Annotated in this window: 23 protein-coding genes and 1 tRNA gene; 8 read left to right on the top strand and 16 right to left on the bottom strand. The window is 61.7% G+C overall.

Annotated features, from left to right (window positions below):
* Positions 1-79: 79 nt before the first annotated feature.
* Both pdxS and pdxT read left to right on the top strand, forming a co-directional pair.
* On the top strand, positions 80-970 hold the full coding sequence (gene pdxS / locus ACMRQN_RS06250; RefSeq protein WP_418734262.1) for a pyridoxal 5'-phosphate synthase lyase subunit PdxS: 891 nt from the start codon (positions 80-82) through the stop codon (positions 968-970).
* 38 nt (positions 971-1,008) lie between these two features.
* The gene (gene pdxT / locus ACMRQN_RS06245) at positions 1,009-1,629 is read left to right on the top strand and encodes a pyridoxal 5'-phosphate synthase glutaminase subunit PdxT (RefSeq protein ID WP_418734261.1); all 621 of its coding nucleotides are present in this window, start codon (positions 1,009-1,011) and stop codon (positions 1,627-1,629) included.
* Between the two features lie 74 nt (positions 1,630-1,703).
* Here the strand turns inward: pdxT and ACMRQN_RS06240 are convergent, their stop codons facing one another.
* The 8 genes from ACMRQN_RS06240 to ACMRQN_RS06205 all read right to left on the bottom strand — a co-directional run bounded on the left by ACMRQN_RS06240 (position 1,704) and on the right by ACMRQN_RS06205 (position 11,408).
* Complete coding sequence (locus ACMRQN_RS06240; RefSeq protein ID WP_158049141.1) at positions 1,704-1,892, bottom strand: 4Fe-4S binding protein; 189 nt, start codon at positions 1,890-1,892, stop codon at positions 1,704-1,706.
* Positions 1,893-2,317: 425 nt separating this feature from the next.
* A complete protein-coding gene (hypE, locus tag ACMRQN_RS06235; RefSeq protein WP_418240716.1) occupies positions 2,318-3,340 on the bottom strand; it encodes a hydrogenase expression/formation protein HypE in 1,023 nt (340 codons plus the stop codon).
* Positions 3,341-3,599: 259 nt separating this feature from the next.
* The gene (locus tag ACMRQN_RS06230; RefSeq protein ID WP_418734260.1) at positions 3,600-6,191 is read right to left on the bottom strand and encodes a molybdopterin dinucleotide binding domain-containing protein; all 2,592 of its coding nucleotides are present in this window, start codon (positions 6,189-6,191) and stop codon (positions 3,600-3,602) included.
* On the bottom strand, positions 6,179-6,799 hold the full coding sequence (locus tag ACMRQN_RS06225) for a leucine-rich repeat domain-containing protein (RefSeq protein WP_418734259.1): 621 nt from the start codon (positions 6,797-6,799) through the stop codon (positions 6,179-6,181). Before ACMRQN_RS06225 ends, ACMRQN_RS06230 begins: the two co-directional genes overlap by 13 nt.
* Positions 6,800-6,826: 27 nt before the next feature.
* Positions 6,827-8,530: a PhnE/PtxC family ABC transporter permease gene (locus tag ACMRQN_RS06220; protein ID WP_418734258.1), complete on the bottom strand. Its 1,704-nt coding sequence runs from the start codon at positions 8,528-8,530 to the stop codon at positions 6,827-6,829.
* A complete protein-coding gene (phnC, locus tag ACMRQN_RS06215; protein ID WP_418734257.1) occupies positions 8,530-9,315 on the bottom strand; it encodes a phosphonate ABC transporter ATP-binding protein in 786 nt (261 codons plus the stop codon). Before phnC ends, ACMRQN_RS06220 begins: the two co-directional genes overlap by 1 nt.
* A 51-nt stretch (positions 9,316-9,366) precedes the next feature.
* Positions 9,367-10,446 carry a PhnD/SsuA/transferrin family substrate-binding protein gene (locus ACMRQN_RS06210; RefSeq protein ID WP_418734256.1) on the bottom strand — a complete coding sequence of 360 codons (1,080 nt, stop codon included), beginning with the start codon at positions 10,444-10,446 and terminating at the stop codon, positions 9,367-9,369.
* Between the two features lie 188 nt (positions 10,447-10,634).
* Positions 10,635-11,408, bottom strand: coding sequence for a DUF2703 domain-containing protein (locus tag ACMRQN_RS06205; protein ID WP_418734255.1), 774 nt, complete (start codon positions 11,406-11,408; stop codon positions 10,635-10,637).
* A gap of 322 nt (positions 11,409-11,730) precedes the next feature.
* On the opposite strand from ACMRQN_RS06205, the gene ACMRQN_RS06200 reads away from it, so the two are divergent.
* The 4 genes from ACMRQN_RS06200 (at position 11,731) to ACMRQN_RS06185 (ending at position 15,514) form a co-directional block, all read left to right on the top strand.
* Positions 11,731-12,906 carry an ABC transporter substrate-binding protein gene (locus tag ACMRQN_RS06200; RefSeq protein ID WP_418734254.1) on the top strand — a complete coding sequence of 392 codons (1,176 nt, stop codon included), beginning with the start codon at positions 11,731-11,733 and terminating at the stop codon, positions 12,904-12,906.
* A 76-nt stretch (positions 12,907-12,982) separates the two neighbouring features.
* Entirely contained in the window at positions 12,983-13,771 is a 789-nt protein-coding gene (locus tag ACMRQN_RS06195) for an ABC transporter ATP-binding protein (protein ID WP_418734253.1), read from the top strand.
* Entirely contained in the window at positions 13,771-14,778 is a 1,008-nt protein-coding gene (locus tag ACMRQN_RS06190) for an ABC transporter permease (protein WP_418734252.1), read from the top strand. The genes ACMRQN_RS06195 and ACMRQN_RS06190 overlap by 1 nt, the downstream gene beginning before the upstream one ends.
* 28 nt (positions 14,779-14,806) lie before the next feature.
* Entirely contained in the window at positions 14,807-15,514 is a 708-nt protein-coding gene (locus tag ACMRQN_RS06185) for a DUF5714 domain-containing protein (RefSeq protein ID WP_418734251.1), read from the top strand.
* A gap of 198 nt (positions 15,515-15,712) precedes the next feature.
* Here ACMRQN_RS06185 and nikR read toward each other — a convergent pair whose 3' ends face one another.
* Together nikR and ACMRQN_RS06175 are read right to left on the bottom strand one after the other, a co-directional pair.
* Complete coding sequence (nikR, locus tag ACMRQN_RS06180; RefSeq protein WP_158049136.1) at positions 15,713-16,135, bottom strand: nickel-responsive transcriptional regulator NikR; 423 nt, start codon at positions 16,133-16,135, stop codon at positions 15,713-15,715.
* A 12-nt stretch (positions 16,136-16,147) separates the two neighbouring features.
* Positions 16,148-16,402, bottom strand: coding sequence for a dynein gamma chain protein (locus ACMRQN_RS06175; RefSeq protein WP_418734250.1), 255 nt, complete (start codon positions 16,400-16,402; stop codon positions 16,148-16,150).
* 125 nt (positions 16,403-16,527) lie between these two features.
* On the opposite strand from ACMRQN_RS06175, the gene ACMRQN_RS06170 reads away from it, so the two are divergent.
* Entirely contained in the window at positions 16,528-16,992 is a 465-nt protein-coding gene (locus ACMRQN_RS06170; RefSeq protein WP_418734249.1) for a hypothetical protein, read from the top strand.
* 399 nt (positions 16,993-17,391) lie between these two features.
* Here ACMRQN_RS06170 and ACMRQN_RS06165 read toward each other — a convergent pair whose 3' ends face one another.
* Positions 17,392-18,735, bottom strand: coding sequence for a (Fe-S)-binding protein (locus ACMRQN_RS06165; RefSeq protein WP_418734248.1), 1,344 nt, complete (start codon positions 18,733-18,735; stop codon positions 17,392-17,394).
* Positions 18,736-19,161: 426 nt separating this feature from the next.
* Between ACMRQN_RS06165 and ACMRQN_RS06160 the strand changes: the two genes are divergently transcribed.
* Complete coding sequence (locus ACMRQN_RS06160; protein ID WP_418734247.1) at positions 19,162-20,136, top strand: FAD:protein FMN transferase; 975 nt, start codon at positions 19,162-19,164, stop codon at positions 20,134-20,136.
* Positions 20,137-20,268: 132 nt separating this feature from the next.
* Here the strand turns inward: ACMRQN_RS06160 and ACMRQN_RS06155 are convergent.
* The 5 genes from ACMRQN_RS06155 to ACMRQN_RS06135 all read right to left on the bottom strand — a co-directional run bounded on the left by ACMRQN_RS06155 (position 20,269) and on the right by ACMRQN_RS06135 (position 25,345).
* Positions 20,269-20,344: transfer RNA gene (locus ACMRQN_RS06155), tRNA-Phe, on the bottom strand.
* 88 nt (positions 20,345-20,432) lie between these two features.
* The gene (locus ACMRQN_RS06150; protein ID WP_418734246.1) at positions 20,433-21,020 is read right to left on the bottom strand and encodes a prepilin peptidase; all 588 of its coding nucleotides are present in this window, start codon (positions 21,018-21,020) and stop codon (positions 20,433-20,435) included.
* Positions 21,021-21,246: 226 nt separating this feature from the next.
* Positions 21,247-22,557 carry a coproporphyrinogen III oxidase family protein gene (locus ACMRQN_RS06145; RefSeq protein ID WP_418734245.1) on the bottom strand — a complete coding sequence of 437 codons (1,311 nt, stop codon included), beginning with the start codon at positions 22,555-22,557 and terminating at the stop codon, positions 21,247-21,249.
* A 40-nt stretch (positions 22,558-22,597) separates the two neighbouring features.
* Positions 22,598-23,890, bottom strand: a complete 1,293-nt coding sequence (gene purD / locus ACMRQN_RS06140; RefSeq protein WP_418734244.1) for a phosphoribosylamine--glycine ligase — start codon at positions 23,888-23,890, stop codon at positions 22,598-22,600.
* A gap of 144 nt (positions 23,891-24,034) precedes the next feature.
* The gene (locus tag ACMRQN_RS06135; RefSeq protein WP_418734243.1) at positions 24,035-25,345 is read right to left on the bottom strand and encodes an adenylosuccinate synthase; all 1,311 of its coding nucleotides are present in this window, start codon (positions 25,343-25,345) and stop codon (positions 24,035-24,037) included.
* Positions 25,346-25,365: the final 20 nt, after the last annotated feature.

Genomic DNA, 25,365 nt, shown 5'->3' with positions numbered 1-25,365 from the left:
CTCGCAATTTGACCATACTAACAGGTTCAAATCGGAAGTATGATGCCAAACTATCAAATGCCGATAGAAGGAGTAGGAAATGTCAGAACCGCAAACCGCGCAAGAGCGCGTTGCACTGAATCGCCAGCTCGCCCAGATGCTCAAGGGCGGCGTCATCATGGACGTCACCACACCCGAGCAGGCGCACATCGCCGAAGAGGCCGGAGCCTGCGCCGTCATGGCGCTCGAGCGCATTCCCGCCGACATCCGCGCGGCGGGCGGCGTGTCCCGCATGAGCGACCCGAAGATGATCAAAGGGATCCAAGAGGCCGTGTCCATCCCCGTCATGGCGAAGTGCCGCATCGGGCATTTCGTGGAAGCGCAGGTGTTGCAGGCCATCGACATCGACTACATCGACGAATCCGAGGTGCTCTCCCCCGCCGACGACACCTACCACATCGACAAAACCCAGTTCAACGTGCCGTTCGTGTGCGGGGCGCGCGATTTGGGCGAAGCGCTGCGCCGCATTGCCGAGGGCGCCACGATGATCCGCACGAAAGGCGAGCCGGGCACGGGCGACATCGTTCAGGCCGTGCGCCACATGCGCATGATGAACGCCGAGATCCGCCGCATCCAGAACCTGCGCACAGACGAGCTGTTCGAGGCGGCCAAACAGCTGCAGGTGCCCGTTGACCTGGTGAAGTACGTGCACGAAAACGGCAAGCTGCCCGTCGTGAACTTCGCCGCCGGCGGTGTGGCGACCCCCGCAGACGCCGCGCTCATGATGCAGCTCGGCGCCGAGGGCGTGTTCGTGGGATCGGGCATCTTCAAGTCAGGTAACCCCGCCAAGCGCGCGCAGGCCATCGTGAAGGCCGTGGCGAACTACACCGACGCCAAGCTCATCGCCGAGTTGTCCGAGGATCTTGGCGAGGCGATGGTCGGCATCAACGAGAACGAGATCGCCCTGCTCATGGCTGAGCGCGGCAAGTAGGCCGCTACGGACGCCGATATCGCCTGAAAGGTCTTCATATGGGAAAGAAAATAGCCGTCCTGGCTGTTCAGGGGGCGTTTGTCGAGCATGAGCGCGCGCTTTCGAAGCTGGGATGCGAATGCGTGGAACTGCGACAAGGGCCCGACGTTCGCCAGCCTTTCGACGCGCTTGTGCTACCGGGCGGCGAGAGCACGGTGCAGGCGAAGCTCCTGCGCGAGCTCGGCATGATCGACGAGCTGCACCGCCGCATTGCGGACGGTATACCCGTTATGGGCACTTGCGCGGGGCTCATCCTCCTCGCGAAAACCGTCGAGGAAGGCGTTCCCGCCGCAGGTGACCCTACCGCGGAAGTGGTCGGGGGAGCCGTCGCGCCAGGAGCTTTCGGCACGCTGCCCGTGACCGTGAGGAGAAATGCCTACGGCCGGCAGCTGGGGAGCTTCCATGCGAAAGCACCGTTTTCAGGCATCGAGGGCGACGTCCCCATGACGTTTATCCGGGCGCCCTACATCGCCGATGTCCACGAGGGTGCGACCTCGCTCGCCACGGTCGATGGACGCATCGTCGCCGTGAGAGCCGGCAACCAGCTCGGCGTAGCCTTCCATCCCGAGCTCGACGACGACCTGCGGATTCACGAGCTGTTCGTGAGCCTTATCGGGTAGGAGGGACGTCCTGCAAACAGAAAGGCCGGCTGTCCAATTGAACAGCCGGCCTTTTCTCGCTTTGTCTGTGAGGTTTATTCCTCGACAACCTCGGGGATAGCGCCCATCGGGCACTCCTCGACGCAATCACCGCATGCGATGCAGTTGTCCTCGTTCACGGGAGCCGCAACGCCGTTGACGACCTCGAGAACCTCCTGCGGGCAGGCGTCAACGCAAATGCCGCAGCCGATGCACTCATCTGCATCAATAACCGGGTGAGCCATGTCAAACTCCTTCTCGTCTCATTCAGATGAAAGCGAATCCCGGCGCCCTCTCGCAACTGACCGCCGCGCGCTCGGGAAACTACTGCCCGAAAAGATACCATTGCAGCCGTTAAATGCAAGAGAAATCGAGCGTTTTTCAGGGTACGGCGCGAATTGATACCGAGACGTCAAGATACGCCGAGCAAAGTCGGACACGCCTCGCGGCGCGCCCGATGATTATTCCCCATTTTGGGATGAAGCGCTCCATCCCGCTGCTTGAGGATCGCCGGAGGGCGGGTTCGCGGCAGAGGCTCTCGCTCGCAAGGGCTCAGAAGAAGCGGCCCGCTAGCAAGGGTCGCTGGAGGGGCAGGCTCACTAACGGGGATTCCCCCGGCGAGGACTCGCAGCTGGGGCTCGCTAGCGGAGAGTCTGCCAGCAAGGGCCTACTAGCAGATGCGCGGGAGCTGCTCGCCCACCAGCATGTCGAGGATGCGCTTGCCGCCGAAAGCCGTGCGCAAGTAAACCTTCGGCCCGCGCTCGGGCTGCATCTCGCCCACTTCGCCGATGATGGCCGCATCGACGCCATACTTGTTCGCTCGCATGGCGCCAAGCGCGGCATCCGCCTCGTCGGCGGGGACGACGCAAACCATCTTGCCTTCGTTCGCCACTTGGAGCACGTCGTAGCCGAGCATCTCGCAGGCGCCGCGCACCGCGTCCTTCACAGGCACGGAGTCCTCTTCGATGGTGATGTCGACCTGCGCCTGATCGGCGAACTCGTTGAGCGTCGACGCCAAACCGCCGCGCGTCGGATCGCGAAAGCAGCGCGTATTGGGTGCGGCGGCGAGAACTTCAGCGATCAGGTGGTTCAGCGGAGCCGCATCGCTTTGCAGGTCGGCCGAGAAGCTTAAGCCCTCTCGGCAGCTCATGACGGTGATGCCGTGGTCGCCCAGAGTACCGCTGACGAGCACCTTATCGCCCGGCTTGCACTGCTCACCGCCCAGGCTCACCCCCTCGGGAACAACGCCCACACCCGCGGTGTTGATGAACACGCCATCACCGTGGCCGCGGTTCACAACCTTCGTATCACCCGTGACCAAACGCACGCCCGCCTCGCGCGCCGTTTCTGCCATCGTGGAGCAAATGCGCTTCAAGTCAGCCATGGGATAGCCCTCTTCAAGGATGAAACCGCAGCTCAGATAAAGCGGGCGGGCGCCTGAAGTGGCCACATCGTTCACCGTGCCGCAAATCGCGAGCCGCCCGATGTTGCCACCGGGGAAGAACTGAGGGGTCACGACGAAGCTGTCGGTGGAGAAGGCCAGCCGCTCGCCAGGTTTGGGCGCCGGCAGAACCGCCGCGTCGTTCCCCTGCAGAAGCTCATCGTTTCCGTAGGCCTCGTAGAAAACCTCATCGATGATGCGCTTCATCATCGACCCGCCACTGCCATGCCCGAGCATCACTTTCTCATCCATGAAGACTCTCCCTTGCCTTCGCCACCCGCAACGCGCTTATCGCGCGCGGGGAAATCGTTTGTTTGCCCCATGATACGCCAGAACGCGCGGCGGGGCACGGCCCACCGACGGGTTGGCAGGCAAACAGCAGATGCAGGGACGCGGGACGGCGCTACCGTTCCGACAAGCTCCTCAACCCCTTCTGGACAAAATAAGAGCGCACGGCCCGATAAGCCACATGACGATTCACTCGCAAGCCCACATGCGAAGAGCGCGAAGCCTACGCGCGCTCGATGCGCACGCGAACAAGACCCCCGTGGCGCGCCGTCGCGCCGCTCGCGCGTTCCCATTCGGGCGGGACGATCTCGTTGTTGTTGCCTCCTCGCGAAATACCCTGCTCAAAGTCGCGCGAGGCAACATGCCCATACGCCCAATGTCCCTGCCCATAGCATTTCACAACCACGCCCGGAAGCGCACCGTCCCATGCCTTTGCGCGCACGACGATCGAGCCCTCGGGCGACGACACGCGCACCGCGTCACCCGACCGAAGGCCAAGACGCTCCATATCGATCGGGTTGATTTTCACCACGTCGTCCCCTGGTTCATCCCCTGGGTCAAGCCTCTTCAGTTTGTGATACAGCGGGGCGTTCGCCGAACGGCCCTCCAAGTTCGCAATCGAACGGTGTTGGGAGAAAATGAAGGGGAATTCGCGCTCATCTCCCTCTCGAACAGGCGGTTCATAATGCGGTACAAGGCTTTTGCGCCCGCGCGCCTCGTACCCGAGCAATGCCGACGCATCGGTTGGGTCCACCCCGTAGCGAAGCGCATGGTCCTCGAAGGCACGGCGGAGCGCACCGCTTTCAAGCTCAAAGCACCCCGATGGTGTGGGAAGAGGCGAAGGGGCCTCGCCCTTTTGGCGGCCGCGCACGGGGTCGGTTTCCCAGAAGCCCTTCGCGAGGAAGACCCGCCAAGCTCTCTCCGAAACGCCCGCGTCGCCTGCACCGTCAGGTCGCCAAAACGGCGCGGTCATCGCTTTGAGCGCATATTCGGCGAGCTCATCCCCCGACGCCGGCGCGGCCCCCGTACACGGGTCGGTGCATTCGCGCTGGAAGAAGTCGAGCACCGCAGGAAAGTCGCGGTCGGCGAGCTTTTCGGCCAATGCGAAGGCGAGGCCCGCCTCGTCGTTGCGCGACTCGCCGAAAGCCTCGACGCAAGGCTGCTCGAGCACAATCGACGAGCGCTTGTTCTGCCGGCAGCGCGCGAACCCCCACGTCTCGAAAAGATGATGGCGCGCAGGCAGCACGATGTCCGCAAACTGGGACATCTCCGAGACATGGGTTGTCACATGCACGAGGAACGGAAGCTTCTCGAGCGCGCGTTCCCACCGCGAGGCGCCCGTGCACGAAAACGGGTAATTGCACCAGTAGGCAACGAGCATATCGACGCGCCCGCCCTCTATCGCCTCGGGGATAAGGTTCGTCACCGGTGCGCGATGCGTCCGGCCTGCTTTAGCGCACAGGAAGTCCGCCCGCTGGGGGATATCGACGCGAGGCGACGAGCATGCGCGACGAGCCGCGCCATCGCGATACGGTTCGGTGCTGGGAAGCTTCTTGACAGGAAGCGAGGGGAAGGCGAGCACGCCGCCTTCCGCCCCGATGGACCCGACAAGGCCGTTGAGCGCATAGCAGGCCATCCCCGAGTAAAGACCGCGGGCCGACATGGCGACGCCCGGAGAAATCCACGACACCGAGCGCTGACCCGCCCTCGCAAACGTGCGCGCCATCCGCACGATGAGCGATGCGGGGACACCAGTTTCCGCCTCGGCCCATTCGGGCGTCTTGTCGAAAAGCTCCTCGTTCCACCATGCGCAGACGCCATGCGTAAACCTCTCCTGGAAGAAAACCTCATCGACTGCGCCTTTGAGCTGGGCGGCCTCAGCGAAAAGGTTCTTACCATCCTTGAAATCCCCGACGTAATCGCGGTTCCAGAGCCCCTCGACGAGAATCACGCGGGCGATGGCAGACGCAAGGGCGCCGTCGGTTCCGGGAACGACGGGAGCCCAGCATCCCGCGTCGGAGGGCTCCGCCGCGGGAAAGGCGCGCAAGCCCGAAACGTGGGCCGCCGAATCGCGCGGGCTCAAGTCGCACAACCCCGAGCCGCCTGCGTCCGACGCCGTCAAGCCGTTCGAGTCTCCAGCGCTCGCGCTGCCCTTGCGGCGAGCCTCCCTCTCGACGAGCTCGGCCGTCATCGAGCGGCGAGTGTCGACAACATAAACCGTCGCACCGCGACGAAGAGCCTCGGGAAGGGCGCGCCTGGCGTGCGCCTTCTGGCGGTTCGAGGCAATAGGATCGGCACCCCACAGGATGGCGCACTCCAGATGCTCCCAATCGTAATCATGGTAGTCGTATGCCCCATCCATCACGCCAGTCGCTAGCTTCTCGGCATCGGCGCAGATGGAATCATGATTGAAGCTGTTCGGCGTGCCGTAAATCTCGGGGAGGACGCGCGTCAGCACCTCGTTGATGCCGGTCGAGCGCCCCTTCGCGAGGGCAAAGCGCTCCGGATGCCCCGCGCGACGCAGGGTCATCATCCTATCTGCAAGCTCATCGAGAGCCTCATCCCACGTCACAGGCTCGAACCGGGGATCCACTCCGCGGCCCTTTCGGGGATTGCGACGACGCAACGGCGTCGACACGCGGTCGGGGTCGTATTCCTGCTCGAGCGTGATCGCGAGGGCTGGGCACGCGCTGCCGCCCGTCGCCGCGCTCGCCGCGTTGCCGCGAACCCTCACCGCGCGGCCGCCTTCCATCGTGACAAGCACGGGGCAGTTCGACAGGCACCCCTGGCAGGCCGACGGGATCACTCGGTCCATGGGCGCACCTCGATCGCTGCGCAGCCGTCGAACGCGTCGGGCGCGATGTAGTCGAGCGCGCAAGCCGAGCGAACCGCCCGCAAGCTCGCGCACCCCGCAAATACCTCGGATTCAAGCGATCGCACCCCCGCAGGCAGCGTTATCTCCTCAAGCGAGGCGCAATCTTTGAAGCATCGCTCGCCGATCCAGTTCACGGTTGACGGGAGGTCGATCGACCGAAGATCGCCGCATTTGCGGAACGCCTCGTTCTCGATCACTTCAAGCCCTTCGGGCAAGATGGCCTCCTCTAAATGGAAGCAACGAAGAAACACCTGTCCGGTGAGGGTCTTCACCTTCTTTGGAAGGCTGATTTCCCGCAGTTCGCGACACCCGCGAAACGCGGCGGGGCCGAGCACCTCAAGCGAGCCCGGAAGCGAGACGCGCCGCAAATGCACGCACGAGCCGAACGCTTGGCTCGCCACCTCCATGACGCCCTCGGGCAGCAAGACCTCGCGCACGGAACCGTTGTTCGCGAACGCACGATGCGCTATCACCGTCACGCCTTCCGGCACGACGACGCTTTCCCCATCGCCTGAATAATGCGTCAATGTCAGTTCGAATGATTCCATGCGGCCATCTTACCCGTTCGCCCCGCGCTAGCGATGCACGATGAAGCGCTTGCGCAGCTGCGTGGCGATGATTTCCAACGTGACGGACACGGCAAGGCAGAGATAGATGATGAGCCCCATCTCGTGCCAGTTGAACATGTAGTTCGCAACGATGTAGAGATAGTAGCCGATGCCGCCCGAGCCCGCGATGGCGCCGACGGTGACCGCTCCGACGAAGTTGTTCTCGAAGCGGATGAACACCCACGACAGAATCTCGTTGAGCTTGTCGGGGAACACGCCGCGCGCAACCTGCTGCCACCATGTCGCGCCCGTCGCCTTGAGAGCCTCGAGGGAGCCCCGGTCGACCTCCTCGAACGCCTCGGAGAACGCCTTCGTCAGGAAGGAAACGGTGTGGAACATCATGCCGATCACGGCGGCCTCAGAGCCGAGCCCGATGGCAACGGTGAACACGAGCACCCAAATAATCGTAGGAACCGAACGGATGACGGCCATCACGGTCTTGATGACGTTGCTTACAAGCTTGTTCGACAGGTTGCTCGCTGCAAGGAGCGACAGCACGAGCGCGATAAGCGCGCCGCCCGCCGTCGCCAGCACCGCGATGCAGAGGGTGACGGCGAGCCCCTCGAACATATCGGCCCAGGTGTAGTTCGAAAGATAGGGGGAGAGGAACATGAGCTTGAAGTACTCGGCCAGATCAGACGTCGCCTGCATCGTGTCGGCGGAGCCATAGCCCATGTTCACCATCGTGTAGGTCGTCGCAACGGTGAGGAAGGCGACAAGCACGGCGAGCACGGTGCCCGACGTCGTGCGAACGCGCACCTTGATCTTCCCGCGCGAGGCGCGCATCTCGCCCGAATGGCCGTCGGGCGCGCCGATGCGGCGGCGCACGTAGTTGGAAACCGCCTCGACGACGATCACCGCCACGGCGATGCAGATGATGACGAGCCCGGCCGTAGGATACTTGAACGTGCGGTAATACCAGTTGAACACGAACCCGATTCCCGTGCCCGTGAGCATGCCGACGAGCGTCGCGTCTCGGAAGTTCGTCTCGATCATGTAGAGAACCCAGCTCACCACCTGCGTCAGGCTTAACGGGAAGACGCCGTGCACGATAATCTGGAGTTTCGACGCGCCCGTTGCCTTGAGCGCCTCGATCGACCCCGCGTCCGCCTCGTCGATCGTCTCAATGAAGGCGCGCGTCAGGAAACCGAGGCTCTTGAAGAACAGCGCCAGAAAACCGGTGAATTCCGCCTGCTTGAAGGAGAAAAGCAGGATGAAGCCCCATGCGACGGTCGGGATGTTGCGCAGCACCGTCGCAAACGCGCGGATGACCATCTGAACAGGGCCGCCAACGCCCGATACACGCGAGGCGATGACGGCCAGGACGAACGCGATGATGGCGGCAAGCGTACCCGCGGCGATAGCGTCCAAGATGGTCATAGCGAGCGCGGAGGTAATCTTCCCCATCTGGTCGAACGCCTTGGCGTTCGGCATGAACTGGTCGACGAACCACACGAAACCGCCGGGGAAATCCTTGGCCGCATCAAGGAAGCTGAAATCGATGTGGCCACCCGCGACGAAGGTCACCGCGAGGAAGGCGATGAGAATGCCTGCATAGGATGCGTGTCGTTTCGGGAAGAACAGCGGGTCGGGCGACGCCTTCCCCTCGCCTGCGAGCGGCTCGCCAGCCGACTGGCAACCGACGCATCCGCGCTTCTTGAGAAGGGCCATCAGCAGCACTCCGCAGTCGAGCTCGAGGAATCCTCCTCGCCATAGACCGACGCGATGATGCTTGGGGTCAAATCATCAGGGGCCCCGTCGAAAACGAGCTTGCCGTCCGACACCGCGATGATGCGGTCGGAGAACTCGAGCGCGTATTCCACCTGATGAAGGCTTACCAAGCAGGCGATTCCCCGCTCGTCTGCGGCCCAGCGCAGATGTTCCATCACCGTTCTCGACGATTTTGGGTCGAGGCTTGCGATGGGCTCGTCGGCCAAGATGAGCAGCGGGTCTTGCACCAACGCACGGGCGATGCCGACACGCTGCTTCTGCCCACCTGAAAGCTGGTCGGCGCGCATGTACGCGCAGCACCCGAGCCCCACGCGCTCGAGGGCGTCGAACGCAGCGCGCTTCTCCTCTTCCGTGAATATGCTGAGAGCGCCCGTGAGGGAATTCTTGTAACCAAGACGGCCCTGAAGAACGTTCTCTATCGCCGTCGACCGATAGACCAGGTTGTACCCCTGGAACACCATCGCCATGCGACGGCGGATCTCGCGCAACGCGCGGCCGCGAGCCGACGACGTTTCCCGACCATCGAACACGACGGAGCCGGAAGTCGGGTCGATCAGACGGTTGATGCAGCGCAGGAGCGTGGACTTGCCCGCCCCCGAGCTGCCGATAAGGGAGACGAACTCCCCGCGATTCATGGAGAAGGAGACGTCTTCGAGCGCCTTCGAGGAACCATCGTAGCTTTTCGTCAGCCCCTCGACCTGGAGCAATGTCTCAGTCGCACCCACCGGCGCCTCCTTTCCCTTTCAGCTATGCCACCCAGTATGCGGCATAGAGCGCTATTCCTCGCCGATGAGCTTGCGGAAGTCGTCGTAATAGGAGTCGTCGGCAGGGGTGAAGGTGACCTTGCCCGTGGTCTGCTTCCACTTGGTCACGGTATCCTTGTCGCTCGGGTCCTTGAACAGCTCCTTGTTGCCGGAAACCGCGTCGGAGCACATGTAGTCGATGACCTGCTTGTTCATGTCCTCGGGAACGTAATCGGTGTTCACGACGAAGGGAACCGCGGGAACGGGCAGGGACGACACGCAGCGCAGCTTCACGCCTGCATACTTGTCGAGCGGAGCCTCGAGGCCGGACTTAATCTCGTAAAGGGCGCCGAGCTCGCCGTTTTTGCCCTCGATGACGTTGTAGTTGTTCGCCGCACCGGTGTCGTCGCACGCGCAGAAGTCGGCGTCGCCAGTGAGCACGTTGTAGATGGAGTTCACATGGCTGCCGCCGAAGAGCACCGTGTTGAAGAACTTGCCCGACTCGCCGAGCTCCTCGGAGTCGGAGATGCCGAACTCGGTCGCGAGCGCGATCGAGGGAATGACGTAGCCCGAAGTCGAGGAAAGCTCGACCCAGGACATGTTCTTGCCCTTCATGGCGTCCTGCGTAAGCTCGTAGGAATCGCCCTTCTTGTACTTGTCGGCGTTCTCGTCAAGCACGAGAACCTGAGAATGGTAGGAAACCTGGTTCAGCTTGCCTTCCCCGTCAGAAAGGACCCAGGCCACCTCGACTGCGGGGTTCTTCTTGTGGAGCTCAACGTACTCCTTGGCACCGAGCGAGGCGTAATGGGCTTTGCCCGAGTTCACGGCCTCGATGCACACGTTGTAGTCGGTGGTGGTCATCGGCTCGCACGGCACGCCCGCGCCCTCGGCCATCGCTTCGGCGATGAGGTCACGCATGTTCTCGTACTTGCCCTCCGAAGCGCCCGGCTCCCACGCGAACACGAGCTTCTCGGGAGCTTCGACCTTCTTGTCGTCGGTCTTGGCATCGGTCTTGGAATCGTTCGAGGAGCACCCTGCCAAACCGGCCATAGCGCCCATCGCAGCAACGGTTCCCGCCGCGACGAACTGGCGGCGATTGAGGTTGAGTTCCATTTTCGTCCTTCCTTACTTTCCCTAAAGATGCAGCGCGGATGCACATCAACTGCGCACCCGCATTGTTAACACCATTTTACTACATTTTTTGAAAGTAATAGACTAAATCTAATGCTATGCATTGTCTTTTATCTGCGCGAAACAATGCATAACGAGCTCTTTGCGGGCGACCGTCCGCAGGTCGCTTATCAACAGCTCGACGAGGAGGATTCGCCGCCGTCGCCGCAGCAACTCTCGCCCTCGCCCTGCTCAGCACGATTCTCCGCATCCTTCTTGCGCTTGCCGGCGAAGAACCCAGCAAGGTTCTCGGGCAACTCGTAGGGCTTGTCGGCACCAGGCTCGGCCGTGCGGCCTTGGAGCACGACCTCCATGATGCCGCGCACGAGCAAATCCGTCGGCGGCACCTCGTAGTACGTACCGTTGAACGGGAACAGGCGGCACTTGACATCGTAGTTGGCGATGTCGCTGCAGCAGTCGCAGTCGTTCTCCTCGATAGAGGGGCAGATGTCGACGTTGTTCACGCGAACGGTCGGCGAGCTATAGAAGTTATACTGCTCGGCAAGCCATTCGCTGTCGACGTTTACCGAGTTCAGCGCGATGTCGTAGCCGCATGCGGCAAGCACCGGGCGGCACAGCTCGACCGCGCGCTCGACGCGCTTGTCAGCACCCTGGCAGCGCTCGCACACCGTAAGATCGAGGTACAAAAAGTCGACGACAACTGTTTTCTTGCGCCCGGCGTAGGCATCGTCGGAGCAGCTGTAAGACGCATCCGAGCTATAGGGCGGAAGCGTTGCCGATTCCGCGGCGGGCACAGGCGAGGGCTGCCATTGGTCGAATGCGACGATTGCTCGCTCGGTGGGCTGGCTGCACGAGCACTCGCCGGCCAACGCCTTACCCTTTCGCGCGCGCTTCGCCGCCTGGGCGAGTTTTCCCAGCTTCTGTTTCTTTTCCTTCTTGGACATGAATCCCCCTTCGTGGATGAAACGATTTCTCGGTTTGCCCCATCATACGCCAGAAAGTGCAACGGGGCATGGCCCACCGACGGGTTAGCAGGCAAACAGCAGATGCGGGGGCGTGGGGCAGGGCGTGGGGGTCCGCGATTTGTTATGAGCCCAGCCTCATTAATTCATACTTGTCAAATAGCATTTTCGCAGTTCATCAACTACCTTTGCAAGAAGAATAGTGACATTTTAGATTATTGTCATATGTCTAATGATAGCTTGTGTGCTATATGTGAATCACGTCTTTATAGGGGACATTCCACCAAGCCAAGGAGGGAACCGAATGGCTCAAATCAGTAACAACCTTTCTCGCCGCACCTTCGTCAAGGGCGCGGCAGCCGCGGGCGCGCTCGCCGGCATCGCCGCCCTCGGCGGATGCGCAAGCGAGCAGAAGACCGAGGACAAGTCCGAGGCAAAAACCGACGCCCCCGAAAGCAAGTACGACAACACGCTTTCGGCCGACACCGAAGACCTCAACATCGTGCTTTTGGGCAAGGACTCGAAGATCGCCGCCATCATCTTGGCCCTCAAGAAGGGCTACTACGAAGAGGAGAAGCTCAACGTCGCCACGCAGACCGTGTCGGGCGGCTTCCCCGAGGCAATGCCTGCGCTCTCCAACGGCACCGCCGACGTGCTCCCCTTCGGCTCCATCCCTTCCTGCACCTATATCGGACAAGGCGATGACCTGGTCATCTTCGGCGGCACCGTCGCCGACGGCTCCGAGTGCGTCACGCTTATCGAGAACAAGGACTCCTACAAGAAGCCGGAAGACTTCAAGGGGAAGAAGATCGGCTGCTTCCGCATGGAGACCGGCCACATGATCACCAAGAGCTGGCTGCGCCAAAACGGCATCGAGGACGGCAAGGACGTGGAGTTCATCCTGCTGGAAAGCTCCGCTGCCGAAGTTGCCGCAGTTGAAAACGGCGAGATCGACATGTGCTTCGTGAACAGCGGCTACGGCTATGTCGCCACGCAGGGCGGCAAATGCGCTGTCGCCTTTCGCCCCAACGAGCTGACGGGCAAGGAATTCCCCTGCTGCCGCCAGACCACGAATCGCAAGGCGTTCGAGGAGAAGCGTTCGGCGCTTATCAAGTTCGAAATCGCCAACCTGCGCGCCCTCTACGACATCGAAAGCGACCACGAGGGAACCATCGCGACCATCGTTGAGTACTCCGGCCAACCCGAGGAGTACATCGAGAACATCACGTACGGCAAGGGCGACTACGTTGCCGCGATGAAGTTCGAGATGGACCCCTACACCGACGACGTGAAGGCGTTCTACGGCGATATGATCGACAACGGCGACATCGACGACACCAACAAGGAGCTCATCGTCGAGCACATGGACTCGACCATCTACAAGGCAGCGCTCGATGCGCTTATCGAGCGCGGCGAGAACAAGGACTTCTACGAGAAGCTCGCCGCCGAATACGAGAAGCACAACACGCTCGGCATCTAATCACCTTCCCCCCGGCGCGCGCCCGCAGCCGGGCTTGCGGGCGCGCGTCTTTTCCACCCGGTATCGCGAGGACCCCATGCCTGCCATCTCATTCAAGAACGTCAGCTACTCCTACATCGACGACAACGAGTCGTATTTAGCGCTCGAAAACGTCAATCTGGAAATCGACGACGGCGAGTTCGTATGCCTCATCGGCCATTCGGGGTGCGGTAAGTCGACGCTGTTGTCCCTGCTCGCAGGCTTGTCGATGCCAACTTCGGGAGAGATCCTCATCAACGGCACCCCCGTTTCAGGACCCGGCCCCGACCGGTCGATCGTGTTCCAGAGTTATTCCCTGTTCCCCTGGCAGACCGCCCTTAAGAATGTCACGTTCTCGATCCGCCAGACGAACAAGGGCATCTCCAAGGAGCAGGCGAAGGTGCGCGCGCTCGAACTGCTTGCCCAGGTGGGCATGGAAGACGCCGCGAATCGCTACCCCTTTCAGCTCTCGGGCGGCATGCGCCAGCGCGTGGCGATCGCCCGCGCACTGGGCATCGACGCGCCAACGATGCTGCTCGACGAGCCCTTCGGCGCGCTCGACCCGCTCATCCGTGGCAAGCTGCAGGAGCTGCTGCTGCGCCTGTGGAACGAAGGCGAAGGCTGCTGCAAGACGGCGGTCTTCGTGACTCACGACATCGACGAGGCGCTTATCCTTGCCGACCGCATCGTGTTCATGGAGCCACGCCGCATCACGCGCGAATTCATCCTGCCGAAAGACCGCGACCGCAGCGCCGAGGCCATCGTGGAGGATGCGCGACTGCACGACATCAAACGCGAGGTCATGGAACTGTTCGACGCCACCGCAACGGGAAAGGATGACCGCTGATGTCACTCGGGAAAAAGCCTACTGCAGACAACCCGCGCGCCGCCGAAAGCGAGGTCGAAGGCACTGAAACGCCTGCACCCGCCTCGACCAAAAGTCGCGCACGCCAGGTGCTCACCGTGTCGTTTATCCTGGCGAACGTGCTGTTCCTGGCGCTTCTCGCAGCGATCGCGATCCCCGGCAAAGTCCACCCGAAGACGAGCGTCCCCTTCTACGTCGCCGCGGCGATCATCGAGGCGCTGTTCTTGTGGCGCTATTTCGCGGGCGGGCGAAAGCGCTCGACATGCCACATCGTGATCGTCGTGCTTTTGCTGCTCATCGTTTGGGAAACCGTATCGACCGACTTAAAGCTCACGCACCCGGTGCTCATCCCCAACCCCGAGAACGTGTTCGCCGTGTTCCCCACGCGATGGGAGGAGCTCCTCAAAAACGTGACGTCGTCGATGATCCTCCTCGCAGAGGGCTTCATCACCTCGCTTATCGCCGGCAACATCATCGGGCTGTTCGTGGGCTGGATGCCCAAGGTGCGCGAAGCGGTCTACCCCATCGCTCACGTGCTCGCACCCGTGCCGGCCATCGTGTTCGCGCCGTATCTCGTGATGCTTCTGCCCTCGTTCAAAGCCGCGGCCGTCGCCGTTATCTTCCTCGGCATCTTCTGGCCGACGCTTTTGAACACCATCCTGCGCGTGGAGTCCCTCGACAAGCACATCCTCGACTCGGCGCGCATGATGGGGCTGTCCACGCCCACGATGATTTTCCAGGTTCTTCTGCCGTATCTGTACCCCACAGTTGCGACCGGACTGAAAACGCAGCTGCCGACCGCCATGTTGATGCTGGTCATGGCCGAGATGTACGGCGCCACGAGCGGGCTTGGGTACTTCGTCATCAACTACACGAACTACGCGAACTACACGAACGTCGTCGCGGGCATTATCATGGTTGGAATCGTTGTCACCATTTTGGACTTCCTGGTGGGGCTTCTCGTTCGCAAGACGGTGAAGTGGAACTAGCCTGGTAAAGGCAAGAGAGAGGGGATTTATGTCAGCAGGAAAAGGAATTTGCCTGGTGTGCGGGGAGCCGCTTACCTACTTCAAGGAGGCGCAGGACGTCACCTGCCAGATTTGCGGTAAGAAGGAGACGGGGCATTCCGTCTGCGTCGAAGGCCACTACGTGTGCGACGCGTGCCATCGCGCGGGCGGGGTCGAGCACATCATGGCCGTATGCCGCGAGACCGACTCGAAGAATCCCATCCGCATCGCGCAGAAGATCATGAGCGACAAGTCGATCTACCCGAACGGACCCGAGCACCACACCCTCATCGGGGCTTCGCTCATGGCCGCTTACAAGAACGCCGGCGGCGACATCGACTTGGAGAAGGCGCTCGCCGAGCTACAGAAGCGCTCGCTTCTCGTGCCAGGCGGCACCTGCGGGTTCTGGGGCACATGCGGTGCCGCGACGAGCGCCGGGCAGTGGTGGTCGATCGTTTCCGGGTCGACGCCCATGACGCGCGACCCCTGGGCGCAAACACAGCGCTTGACCTCGCGTATCTTGGGGAAGCTCGCCGATTTGGGAGGCCCGCGCTGCTGCAAGCGCACGGGATTCACGGCGATCCTCGAGGGCGTCGCCTTCGCCAAGGAGATGCACGGCGTGGAAATGGAGGTACCTGAAAAGGTGACCTGCGCGTTCTACACGAGAAACGCCGAGTGCCTCAAGGAAGGCTGTCCGTTCTTCCCGACCAAAGACTAGCGCGAACAAGACGAAGCGCCCAGGCTGCGACCGAACAGGCCGCCCACCTGGGCGCTTCTCGCGTCTTTTTCCTTTATGGGGGCCCTTTGCGGGAACCCTCTGCAAAGTCCTCGACGAAACTCTTTGAGAGAACCCCTTGCGGTGCCCTTCGCGGAAACTTCGTAGGAACCCTCCGCAGGGTCCTTCGCGAAAGCCCCTTTACAATCCTTCACCCGCGGTGGTGAGGACCAGTCGCCCGTTCTTCACGCCCTTCGTGCCAAGGATCAGGTTCGCGATGGTCTGCACGAGCCCGGTCTCGCCACGCAGAATCACCACTTCCAAGCAATGATGCTGGTCGAGATGCACATGGAGCGTGGACACGATGTTGCCGAAATAGTCGTGCTGAATGTTGTGCAGCTTCTCCTGCACATCCGACGCATGATGGTCGAACACGATCGTTAGCGTGCCCATCACCTCCACGCCAGGAGTCGCGCACTCGTCCTCGACGAGCGCATCGCGCACCAGGTCGCGCACCACTTCGCTGCGGTTCTTCGCCAAACCACGGCGAGCGACCAGCTGGTCGAAGCGCATCAAAAGCTCCTCGGGCATCGCCACCGAGAAGCGCATGAGGTCATTGCTCATGACGCATGCCGCTTACACGAGGTTGACGGTGACACCAGGAGCGCTTTCCGCGTCGTCCTCGAGCGCGTCTTTCGCCTCGTCGAGCATGGCGCGCACGTCGTCGAGCAGCGCCTGCACGTTGTGGAGCTTCTCATTCGTCTGCGCAAAGCCGGCATCGCCCGCCTGGTGGGCAAGCATGTGGGCCCAGCGGCGCTCCAGCTTGATATGATCGTCGATCTGGTCGATCATCTGGGAGAATTGACCAGTGTTAATACCGTTCGTGCACATAAACAGCCTCCTTCATCGCGTCGGGCGAATAGGCGCGCCTCGCGCATAATCGCAAACCCGGCACTTTGTTTCTTGCTATCATGGGTTCAGGTATACCCCTTCAGGCCACGCAACGGGGGATTGATGTGAAAGAATCCACAAGAAGTAACATTTACGAGGCGAACGGCAGCCTCGTTTGGGACCTGTACGCCGACTACGTGTTGGGATCGCGCACGACGCTCGCTTGCGCAATCGGCTCACGCAAGGCAAGCGAGGCAGCACAGCATGCCCTCGAAAGCTCGATGGCCGCCCTCGGCTACGGCGGCGCGCTGGCCTTCGTGACCCTCACCGTCGACGATATCCCGCTTGGCGATGTCGACCTGTTCACCCTTGTGGAAGGAATCGATCCGCTTGCGATCGTGGCGGCGGATGCCGCCGCAGCGGCCCGGCTCGCGCGCGTTTATCGGCAAAACGTCCCTGTCGACGAGGCCAGCCGCATCTTCTGCCGCGACGCCGTGGCATTTCGGGATTTAGAGAGCATGCTTGAGACCCCCGAGGGAAAGCAGCGCGCCTGGGCGTTGCTCAAGAAGCTTCCCCGCCTGGGGAAATAGAGGAAGGTCAATCGGCGCGCGAGGCTGCACGCCTGCTTGCCTCGTACATCCCCCACCCGCCTGCCACCGCGCGCCCACCGCGCGCATCCCGCGTCCGCGGGCATTCCAGCCCTCGCGACTTGCCCGTCACTCACACTCTCACCGCGCACGTGCGCAAATCATCCCCAGAAACGAGAAAAGGCCGCGGGGGAAGCGGCCTTGTTCTCGGACGAGTGGAGCGAGGAGAAATCTTTGGAACAATTAGAAGAATAGCTCTTCAATTATTCCACGTCAAGGATATATTTATCCTCGATAAGATATAGAACATATCGGGCCGAAGCGTTCCGCAAATCGCAGAACGCTTCGGCCCTCGAAGCCCATTAACCTTACAGAGCGGTCGATGAGAATCCCGAAGGTTCCTTACGAGAAGAAGGTGGCATTCAGCCACGGGCCGTATTCGCCCGTCCACATGGAGCCAAGCTGGTCGAAGACGACCGCCCAGTCGATAGTTTGCCCGAAGAACAGCTCCAGGTAGTTATGGCTGTCGATCACGCGCTCGGGCGCTGCGGACAGGTTCTCCTGCGCGATGGTGTACGTGCAGGTGGGGCACATGGTGACAAGCGTGTTCGCGCCCGTTGAGCGGGCTTCGTCCACCACGCGCATGACACGGCGCTTCGTGATGTCGGGGTCGTAGCCTGCAACGGCGCCGCCCGCCCCGCAGCACAGCGTCTGCTTGCGGCGCTCGTCCATCTCACGAATCTCGACCTGCGGCATATAGCGACGCAGCACGCCGCGAATCGCCCGGCCATGGCGCCCGTCATGGCGATCGTGGCATGAGTCGAACACGGTGACGGAAGGCACGTTCGAAGGGGAAAGGCCCGCTGCACGAACCGCCGCGTCAACGTCTTCCGGCATGCCATCGGCGCGCAGTGCGACCCCTGCCGTGCGCTCCATTTCGCGACCGCGCTCCAAGATGAGCTCGGGCAGCGGGATGATATCGATATCGTCGGCCATAAGCTCGGCGAATTCCTCACCGCAACCAGGGCAAACAGTTACCATGCGCGTGATGCCCGCGGCTTTTATCTGCTCGAAGATCTTCTCGCGATGCGCCGCGGCGCGATCGAAGAAGCCCGCGCTCATGAGCGGACTTCCGCAGCAGTCGTCGGACATGCACCATTTGAATCCCGCAGCGGTAAGCCATTCGCCCACGCGGCGGGTCAGATCGGGTGCGTAGCTCACGAGCGAGCACCCGGGGAAGAACACCGTGTCGAACGTTCCCGGCTCGTACGCCGCCGCATCGCGCAGTGCGACGATTTCGGGATACCCAATGCCGAAGATGGCGCGGTAGGCGCTGAAGATATGCCATTCGTTGTCGACCATCGTGAGCTTTTCGGGCTGGTAGAGCCCCGATTGCATGAACAGCTCACGCCAGTCGCGCATACGGTCGGGAGCGAGCATGTGAACCGCGCAGTCCGCCGTGCAGTAACCGCAGAAGCAGCAGCGGCGAAGCGCGTGGTACATGTCGTAGTTCGACTGCATGAGCTCGGCCACCGCGGCGGGGCGCTCATCAGCGGGAAGGGACATGACGCGGTCGTACGCTTCTTGAACCGTGCCCACATCGAGGCCCGGCTCCTTGAGCACCTCGCATCGAAGCGTGCAGCGCTTGCAATGCGCGCACTGCATCTTCTTGTTTGCCCAGCGCGAAAGCATGCTGAGCGCAGGAGAATCCGCCTGGTCGATTTCGGCCAGCTCGTCTGCGGTCAATTTCCGCACCCTCGTTTGTTTGAATTGCCCCGTTTTCATGAGGAACAGTGTAGCGCACAAGAAACCCAAAGCATACGAAGAAACGCCACGAGGTGGGGCAATCTCGCGAAAGGATAGGCAACGAACCCGAACGCGACTCCAGGGGCGAGCAAAGCGACCCGAACGCGAGCACCCAAGCGCAAAGCGAGCGGGATACCTTTTTATCGGGCGTGGTTGCGCGCAGGCAGATCGCGTGGCGGCAAGGGAGCACAAGAGTTTGCTACCATGCAACCATGAATCGGTTCACGAACAAGGCAAACGTTCCCGCATCTTGCCTGGCGGCTGCAGGCTGCGAGCTTTCGCAACGAGGAGCCACCGAGATTGCAAAAGGAACCTGCGAGCTGGCACTTTCCCTCGCCGTCGCACATTGCAAGGAGCGCGCATAGCATGAATGAAGCAGGCATCGCACAAGACGCGATTCCGCAAGAAGACTTCCTCGACACAAGCGGCCCCAACGAGGCAGGCATGGTCGCACAGCGCTTCCTCGCGTTCAACACCGCAATCACGCTGCAGGCGTTCGCGCCCGAGCAAGCCTGCCTTTCGGCATTCGGGCGCGTGCGAGAGGAGGCGCGCAGGTTCGAGCGGCTCTTCTCAAGAACGCTTCCCCATTCCGATATTTCGCGTCTGAACAGGGCGAAAGGCATCCCTATCGAGATTTCGCGCGACACGGCCGACCTTTTGGAGTGCGCGCTTTCCTACTGCGCCGACAGCGACGGGCGCTTCGACATCACGATGGGCACAGCCGTGCAACTGTGGGACCTGCGGCGCGCGATCATTCCCTCGCAGGATGAGCTTCGCGAAGCCGTCACCCATGTCGACTGGCGCGGGGTCCGCGTATGGGAAAAAGGCGGGCGCCATTTCGCCCAGCTCACCGACCCGCAAGCTGCGGTCGACGTCGGAGGCATCGCCAAAGGCTGGATTGCCGACAGGTTCATGAACGCCCTTGTCGAAACGGGGCTGGAGAACTTCCTCATCAACTTGGGAGGCAACGTGGTAGCGCACGGGGAAAAGCCTGGCGGCACAGCGTGGAATATCGGAATCCGCGACCCCATCAACGAGAGCGCTATCGTGGGAGCGGTGCCGCTTCGCGACGCGTCCGCGGTGACGAGTGGCATCTACGAACGCTGTTGCGAGGTCAACGGGAAGTTCTACCACCATATCCTCTCGCCCGAAACGGGGATGCCCGTGGAAACCGACGCCGCAGGAGCAACCGTTATCGCCGACCGATCAGTCGATGCCGAGGGGTATTCCACCACCTTGCTCGCACTTGGCACCGCGCGGGGGCTCGCCTTCGCGCGAGAACATCCCGCCATCCGCAAGGCGATTTTCGTCACGCGCAACGGGGACGTGCTTGAATCGTAGCGAAGCCCAGAGCCCGCTGCCGCTGAATTCCGCCCCCCCCTCGTTCCGCTCGAGGGAAACGCATCTGAATCGTGGCGAGAGCCGAAAAGCCAGAAATACAAAAGACCCCGCCGAAGCGGGGCCTTGAGTTTATGGTGGTCAGAGGGGGACTTGAACCCTCGGCACGCGGATTTTCAGTCCGCTGCTCTACCAACTGAGCTACCTGACCATACGTGCTTGCCTTTCGCGGAGAATCCGTTCGAGCAAACGCAAGATAGTATTTTATGGCAAATGGCAAAGCGCGTCAATAGTTTTTTTCAAAGTATCGAAGCTATTACGACACCCACAAGAATCGCCGGGGCAAACGGGAACGTCTGGGAGCCGATTCCCTTCCCGCCTTCGCGAACGCGCGAGACCGCCTGCATCACAAGGACGACGAGACACGCCGCGAACAGGCACCACAGCCCTCGTTCCCAGCCCAGGAACAAACCGACCGCTGCGAGCAGCTTGATATCCCCGCCTCCCATGGAGGGACGTTGGGCGAAGTGCTCGAACGCGATCGAGACCGCAAGCGAGCCGCCCCCGAGCACAAGCGCCCCCACAAGCCCGTCGCCAAGCGTCAGGCCGAAGGGGGACACTCTCATCGTCGCGACGGATGCAGCCGACGCCGCATACCACATTTGCGCACCCACGCCGAAGGCGCCGGCAGAGCAGGCGGCCGCTATCGCGGCAAGCAGAACGCGCACGGCAAGCCAGAGCACCGCCATCGCTGCCACTAGCTTGTTGGGAATCCGCCTCTCGCGCAGGTCGATCGCACTCGCCCAGGCTAGCAGCACCAAAAAGAGCGCGAACGACACCCCACCCGCATACGCGGGGGCGTTGCCAAGGACGACTGATACGCTCATCGGGCTCTCTTTCTGTAGGAGTACCGCGACTTGATGGACAACTGGAAGAGTTATGCGACGTTTTTCGGACCTCGCTTATCGCGATTCGCGCCAGACAAAAGCAAACCCCAGGAAAAGGCGAACGCCGGCGCGCTTTTCCTGGGATTCCGCCTCGCAAACCAGTACACAACTCGCTCAGTTGACCACCAACTACCGGTTATGCCCCATGCGGCCGCTCGAATCGACGCTAGCAGCCGAACAGAAGCTCCTTCTCCTCGCCCGGAAGCGCCGCGCGCGCCTGATCGCGCAGGTTGTTCACGCCGATAAAGAACTGGCGCATCATGACCACCATGAGATAGCGGCCCTTCGGCGTCAGCGTGATTTCCTCGTCGGTGTTGGTGGCGAACGCCCCCGCCGCAGTCATGAACGCCATCTCGGCGGGAAGGCCGGCCTCAATCGAGCAGCCGAAATCTTCCCTAAACTGCTTCTTGTCCAGGCGAAGGCCGAACAGCTGCATCATGAAGCGGTAGCGCATGCGGTCGTGTTTGGAGAAGTGCGTCTTGCCCATGATGGACATGCGACCGCTTTCGATCTTCTCGTTGTACTGGCTGACGGAGAAGGTGTTCACATACATGTTCTCGCCGAGATACGTGATACCGCCCGAACCGATTGCCGGGTACTCCTCATAGTCGACCACGTACTCGTCGATCATCGCGTCCTCGCCCGCGGCACCCGTGCCCAAGCGGTTGAACGTCCATGCGCTGCCGTTCTCGAACAGCGGCTTGTCACCGCCGATCAAAAGCTCGCAGATGATCTCGTAGAAACGCTGCTCGCGCTTGTAGTCAACCTTGCCCACCGTGCGCGCAAGCGAGCGCTGTACGCTCGGCGACGCCATGAGCGGGTAAAACGTCGTTTGGCTCGCTCCGCTTTCGATTACGCGCTCGATGTCGTTGATCAGGATGTCCTCGGTTTGCGCCGGGAAGTTGAAGATCATGTCGGCGTTCATGGACACGAAATACGGGCTTGCCTCCTGGATGCGTTCCATAATCTCCTGGCCGCAGCCGTACTTTTCATAGCGATCCATCTGCTTGAGCAGCCCGTCTTCGAAGCTCTGCACGCCGACGGAAAGGCGATCGACGCGACCTTTCAGCTTCTCGAGATAACTCGGGATAAGATGGTTCGGATTGGTCTCGGACGACACTTCCTTAATGGAGAAGTTCTCGCGCGCCATATCGATCGTCTCGCACAGTTCGTCGATCATGATGGTGGGCGTGCCCCCGCCGATGTAGACGCTCTCGAAATCGTAGCCCAAATCCTTGAGCATCATCATCTCTTTGCGCATGTTGGCGAAATAGGGTTTCGCGCGCTCTTCCTTGAACGGGAAGCGGTTGAACGAGCAGTACGGGCACAGGCGCTCGCAGAACGGAACGTGCATATAGAGCATGTAGCGCTGCCCAGGCTTTGGCGGAGCGACCTTCGCGTCGTCGGTCGGCGTGAGCTTCAGATATTGGTTTGAGCACGCGCGAACCACCGTGCTCAGCATTCGTTCAGAAAGCATATTCTAACTTCTTCCCTGCTATTTCGCCTTCGTAACGTTCTTATTCCCAGGCGGAACGGCCGCGCGCGGCCTTCGCGCCGATGTCGGTGCGGAACTGTTTGCCCTCGAAGCTGATGAGGTCACAGGCGGCATAAGCGCGCTCGCGGGCCTCCTCGAAGGTCTTGCCGAGCGCCACCACGTTGAGCACGCGCCCGCCCGCCGTGACGAGCTCGCCGTCTGCGTTGTGACTGGTACCCGCATGGAATACCGACACGCCGTCGAGCGCCTCGGCCTCGTCGATCCCCAGGATGACCTTGCCCTTCTCGTAGGCGCCCGGATACCCGGCGCTCGCGAGGACGACGCACACCGCCCACTCGTCGACCCACTCGAGCGACAAATCGTCGACGCGACCCTCGGCCACGGCGCACATCACATCGACAAGGTCGGTCTTCAGGCGAGGAAGGATCACCTGCGTCTCGGGGTCGCCGAAGCGCACGTTGAACTCCACGATCTTCGGCCCTGCAGGGGTCAGCATGAAGCCGCCGTAGAGCACGCCGCGATAGTCGCGCGCATCGTCGGTTGCCGCCGTAGCAGCTGCAGCCTTGTCCATGATGGCCACCATGGAGGCCATCTCCTCGTCAGTCACGATGGGCACGGGAGAGTAGACGCCCATGCCGCCCGTGTTCGGGCCCTCGTCGCCGTCGAACGCGCGCTTATGGTCCTGAGCAGGAGCCATGGGAAACGCTTTGCCGTTTGCCACGAAGGCGAGCAGCGAGCATTCCGGGCCCGCCATGCACTCCTCGATGAGGACGGTCTTGCCGGCGTCGCCGAACTTGCCGTCGAAGCACTCGCGAACGGCGTCCTCGGCTTCTTCTACCGTCGAAGCGACGACGACGCCCTTGCCGGCCGCCAGGCCGTCGGCCTTCACCACGATGGGAGCGCCCTGCTCGCGAATGTAGGCGATCGCGGGATCGCACGAATCGAAGGTGGCGTACGCCGCCGTGGGAATGTCGTTCTTTTCCATGAACGCCTTGCTGTGCGCCTTGCTTCCCTCGAGCAGCGCGCCTGCGGCGTCGGGGCCGAAGACCGAGATGCCCGCGTCGCGCAGCTCGTCGGCAACGCCCGCGACGAGCGGAGCCTCAGGGCCCACGACCACAAGGTCGACACCGTGCTCGCGCACGAACGAGAGCACGGACGAGCCGCTCATCATATCGACGTCGTTGACGTTGGTCGCAACCGCAGCCGTGCCGCCGTTACCAGGGGCAACGAACAACTCGTCGCATTGAGGCGATTTGGAAAGCGCCCATGCGATCGCATGCTCGCGACCGCCACTGCCAAGCACCAAAATGTTCACAACAAACCCTTTCTCTCAGGTTCGCAAATAACAAGCAAGGGGAAGCCCGCGAGCCGAACCGCAAAACTGCGGGCAAACCACATACGCAGGCCAAACAGCCAAAACCCGCAGGTTAAGCAAAAGTCAGCGAGCGCAACCCAAAGCTTACCAACCGCGCATGATGGTCTGATCGCGATCGGGGCCGACGGCGACGATTGAGATCTTCACGCCCGTAATCTCCTCGAGATGCTCGACGTATTTCTGTGCATTCTCGGGCAGCTCCTCGAAGGACTTGCAAGCCGTGATGTCCTCGCCCTTCCAGCCGGGAAGTTCCTCGTAGATGGGCTTCGCGTGGAACAGCACGCTTTGCTGCATGGGGAAGTAGTCGTAGCGCTTGCCATTGCATTCGTAAGCCACGCACACCTTAATGGTGTCGAACGCCGAAAGCACGTCGAGCTTGGTGAGCGCCACGTCGGTGAGGCCGTTGACCTCAGCAGCATAGCGCGCGATGACCGCGTCGAACCATCCGCAGCGGCGCTTGCGGCCGGTGGTCACACCGAATTCGTGGCCCACAGAGCACAGAAGCTCGCCAGTTTCGGCCTCTTCGCCCACGCCGCCGTCCTCGGGGAAGCGCTGCTCGGTCGGGAATGGGCCGCCGCCAACACGCGTCACGTAGGCCTTTTCGATGCCGAGCACACGGTCGATGTTCGCCGGACCCACGCCCGAGCCCGTCGCCGCGCCACCCGCGCAGCAAGAAGAGGAGGTCACATAGGGGTAGGTGCCGTGATCGATGTCGAGCAACGTGCCCTGCGCGCCCTCGAACAGCACCGACTTGCCCTCGCGCAGCGCGCTGTTGAGCATGTGCGCAGTTTCGGCCATGTAGGGCTTCAGGATGCGGGCGTAAGGCAGGTACTCCTCGCAGATTTCTTCGACCGTGTAGGTGTGGAGGCCGTAGATCTTGCTCAGGACGGGATTCTTCTGCTTGAGCGCAGTCTCGACCTTCAGACGGAAGATCTTCTCGTCGAACAGATCCTGGATACGGATGCCCTTGCGAGCGACTTTGTCCTGGTAGCACGGGCCGATGCCGCGTTTGGTGGTTCCGATCTTGTGCTCGCCGAGGCTCTTCTCGTCAGCGCCGTCGAGATCTTTGTGCCACGGCATGATGACATGCGCGTCGCAGCTGATCTTCAGGTTCTTGCACGAAATGCCCTCGGCCTGGAGCATCGCCATTTCCTTCACGAGCACGCCCGGGTCGACGACGACGCCGTTTCCGATGACGGGAATGGCGTTCTCGTACATGACGCCCGAAGGCATCAGGTGCAGCGCCAGTTTCTTGTCACCGTGGATGACGGTGTGTCCTGCGTTGTTTCCACCCTGGTAGCGCACGACGTAGTCGTACTTGCTCGCAATGAGGTCGGTGATTTTACCCTTGCCTTCGTCGCCCCATTGGGCACCGACGAGAACTGTACTGGGCATGAGCGTTCATCCTTTCGCTG

It is taken from the genome of Ellagibacter sp. (assembly GCF_048412355.1).
Taxonomy (GTDB): Bacteria; Actinomycetota; Coriobacteriia; order Coriobacteriales; family Eggerthellaceae; genus Ellagibacter.
The sequence above is the reverse complement of the archived record's forward strand: the minus strand, read 5'-3'. Positions and strand labels throughout refer to the sequence as shown.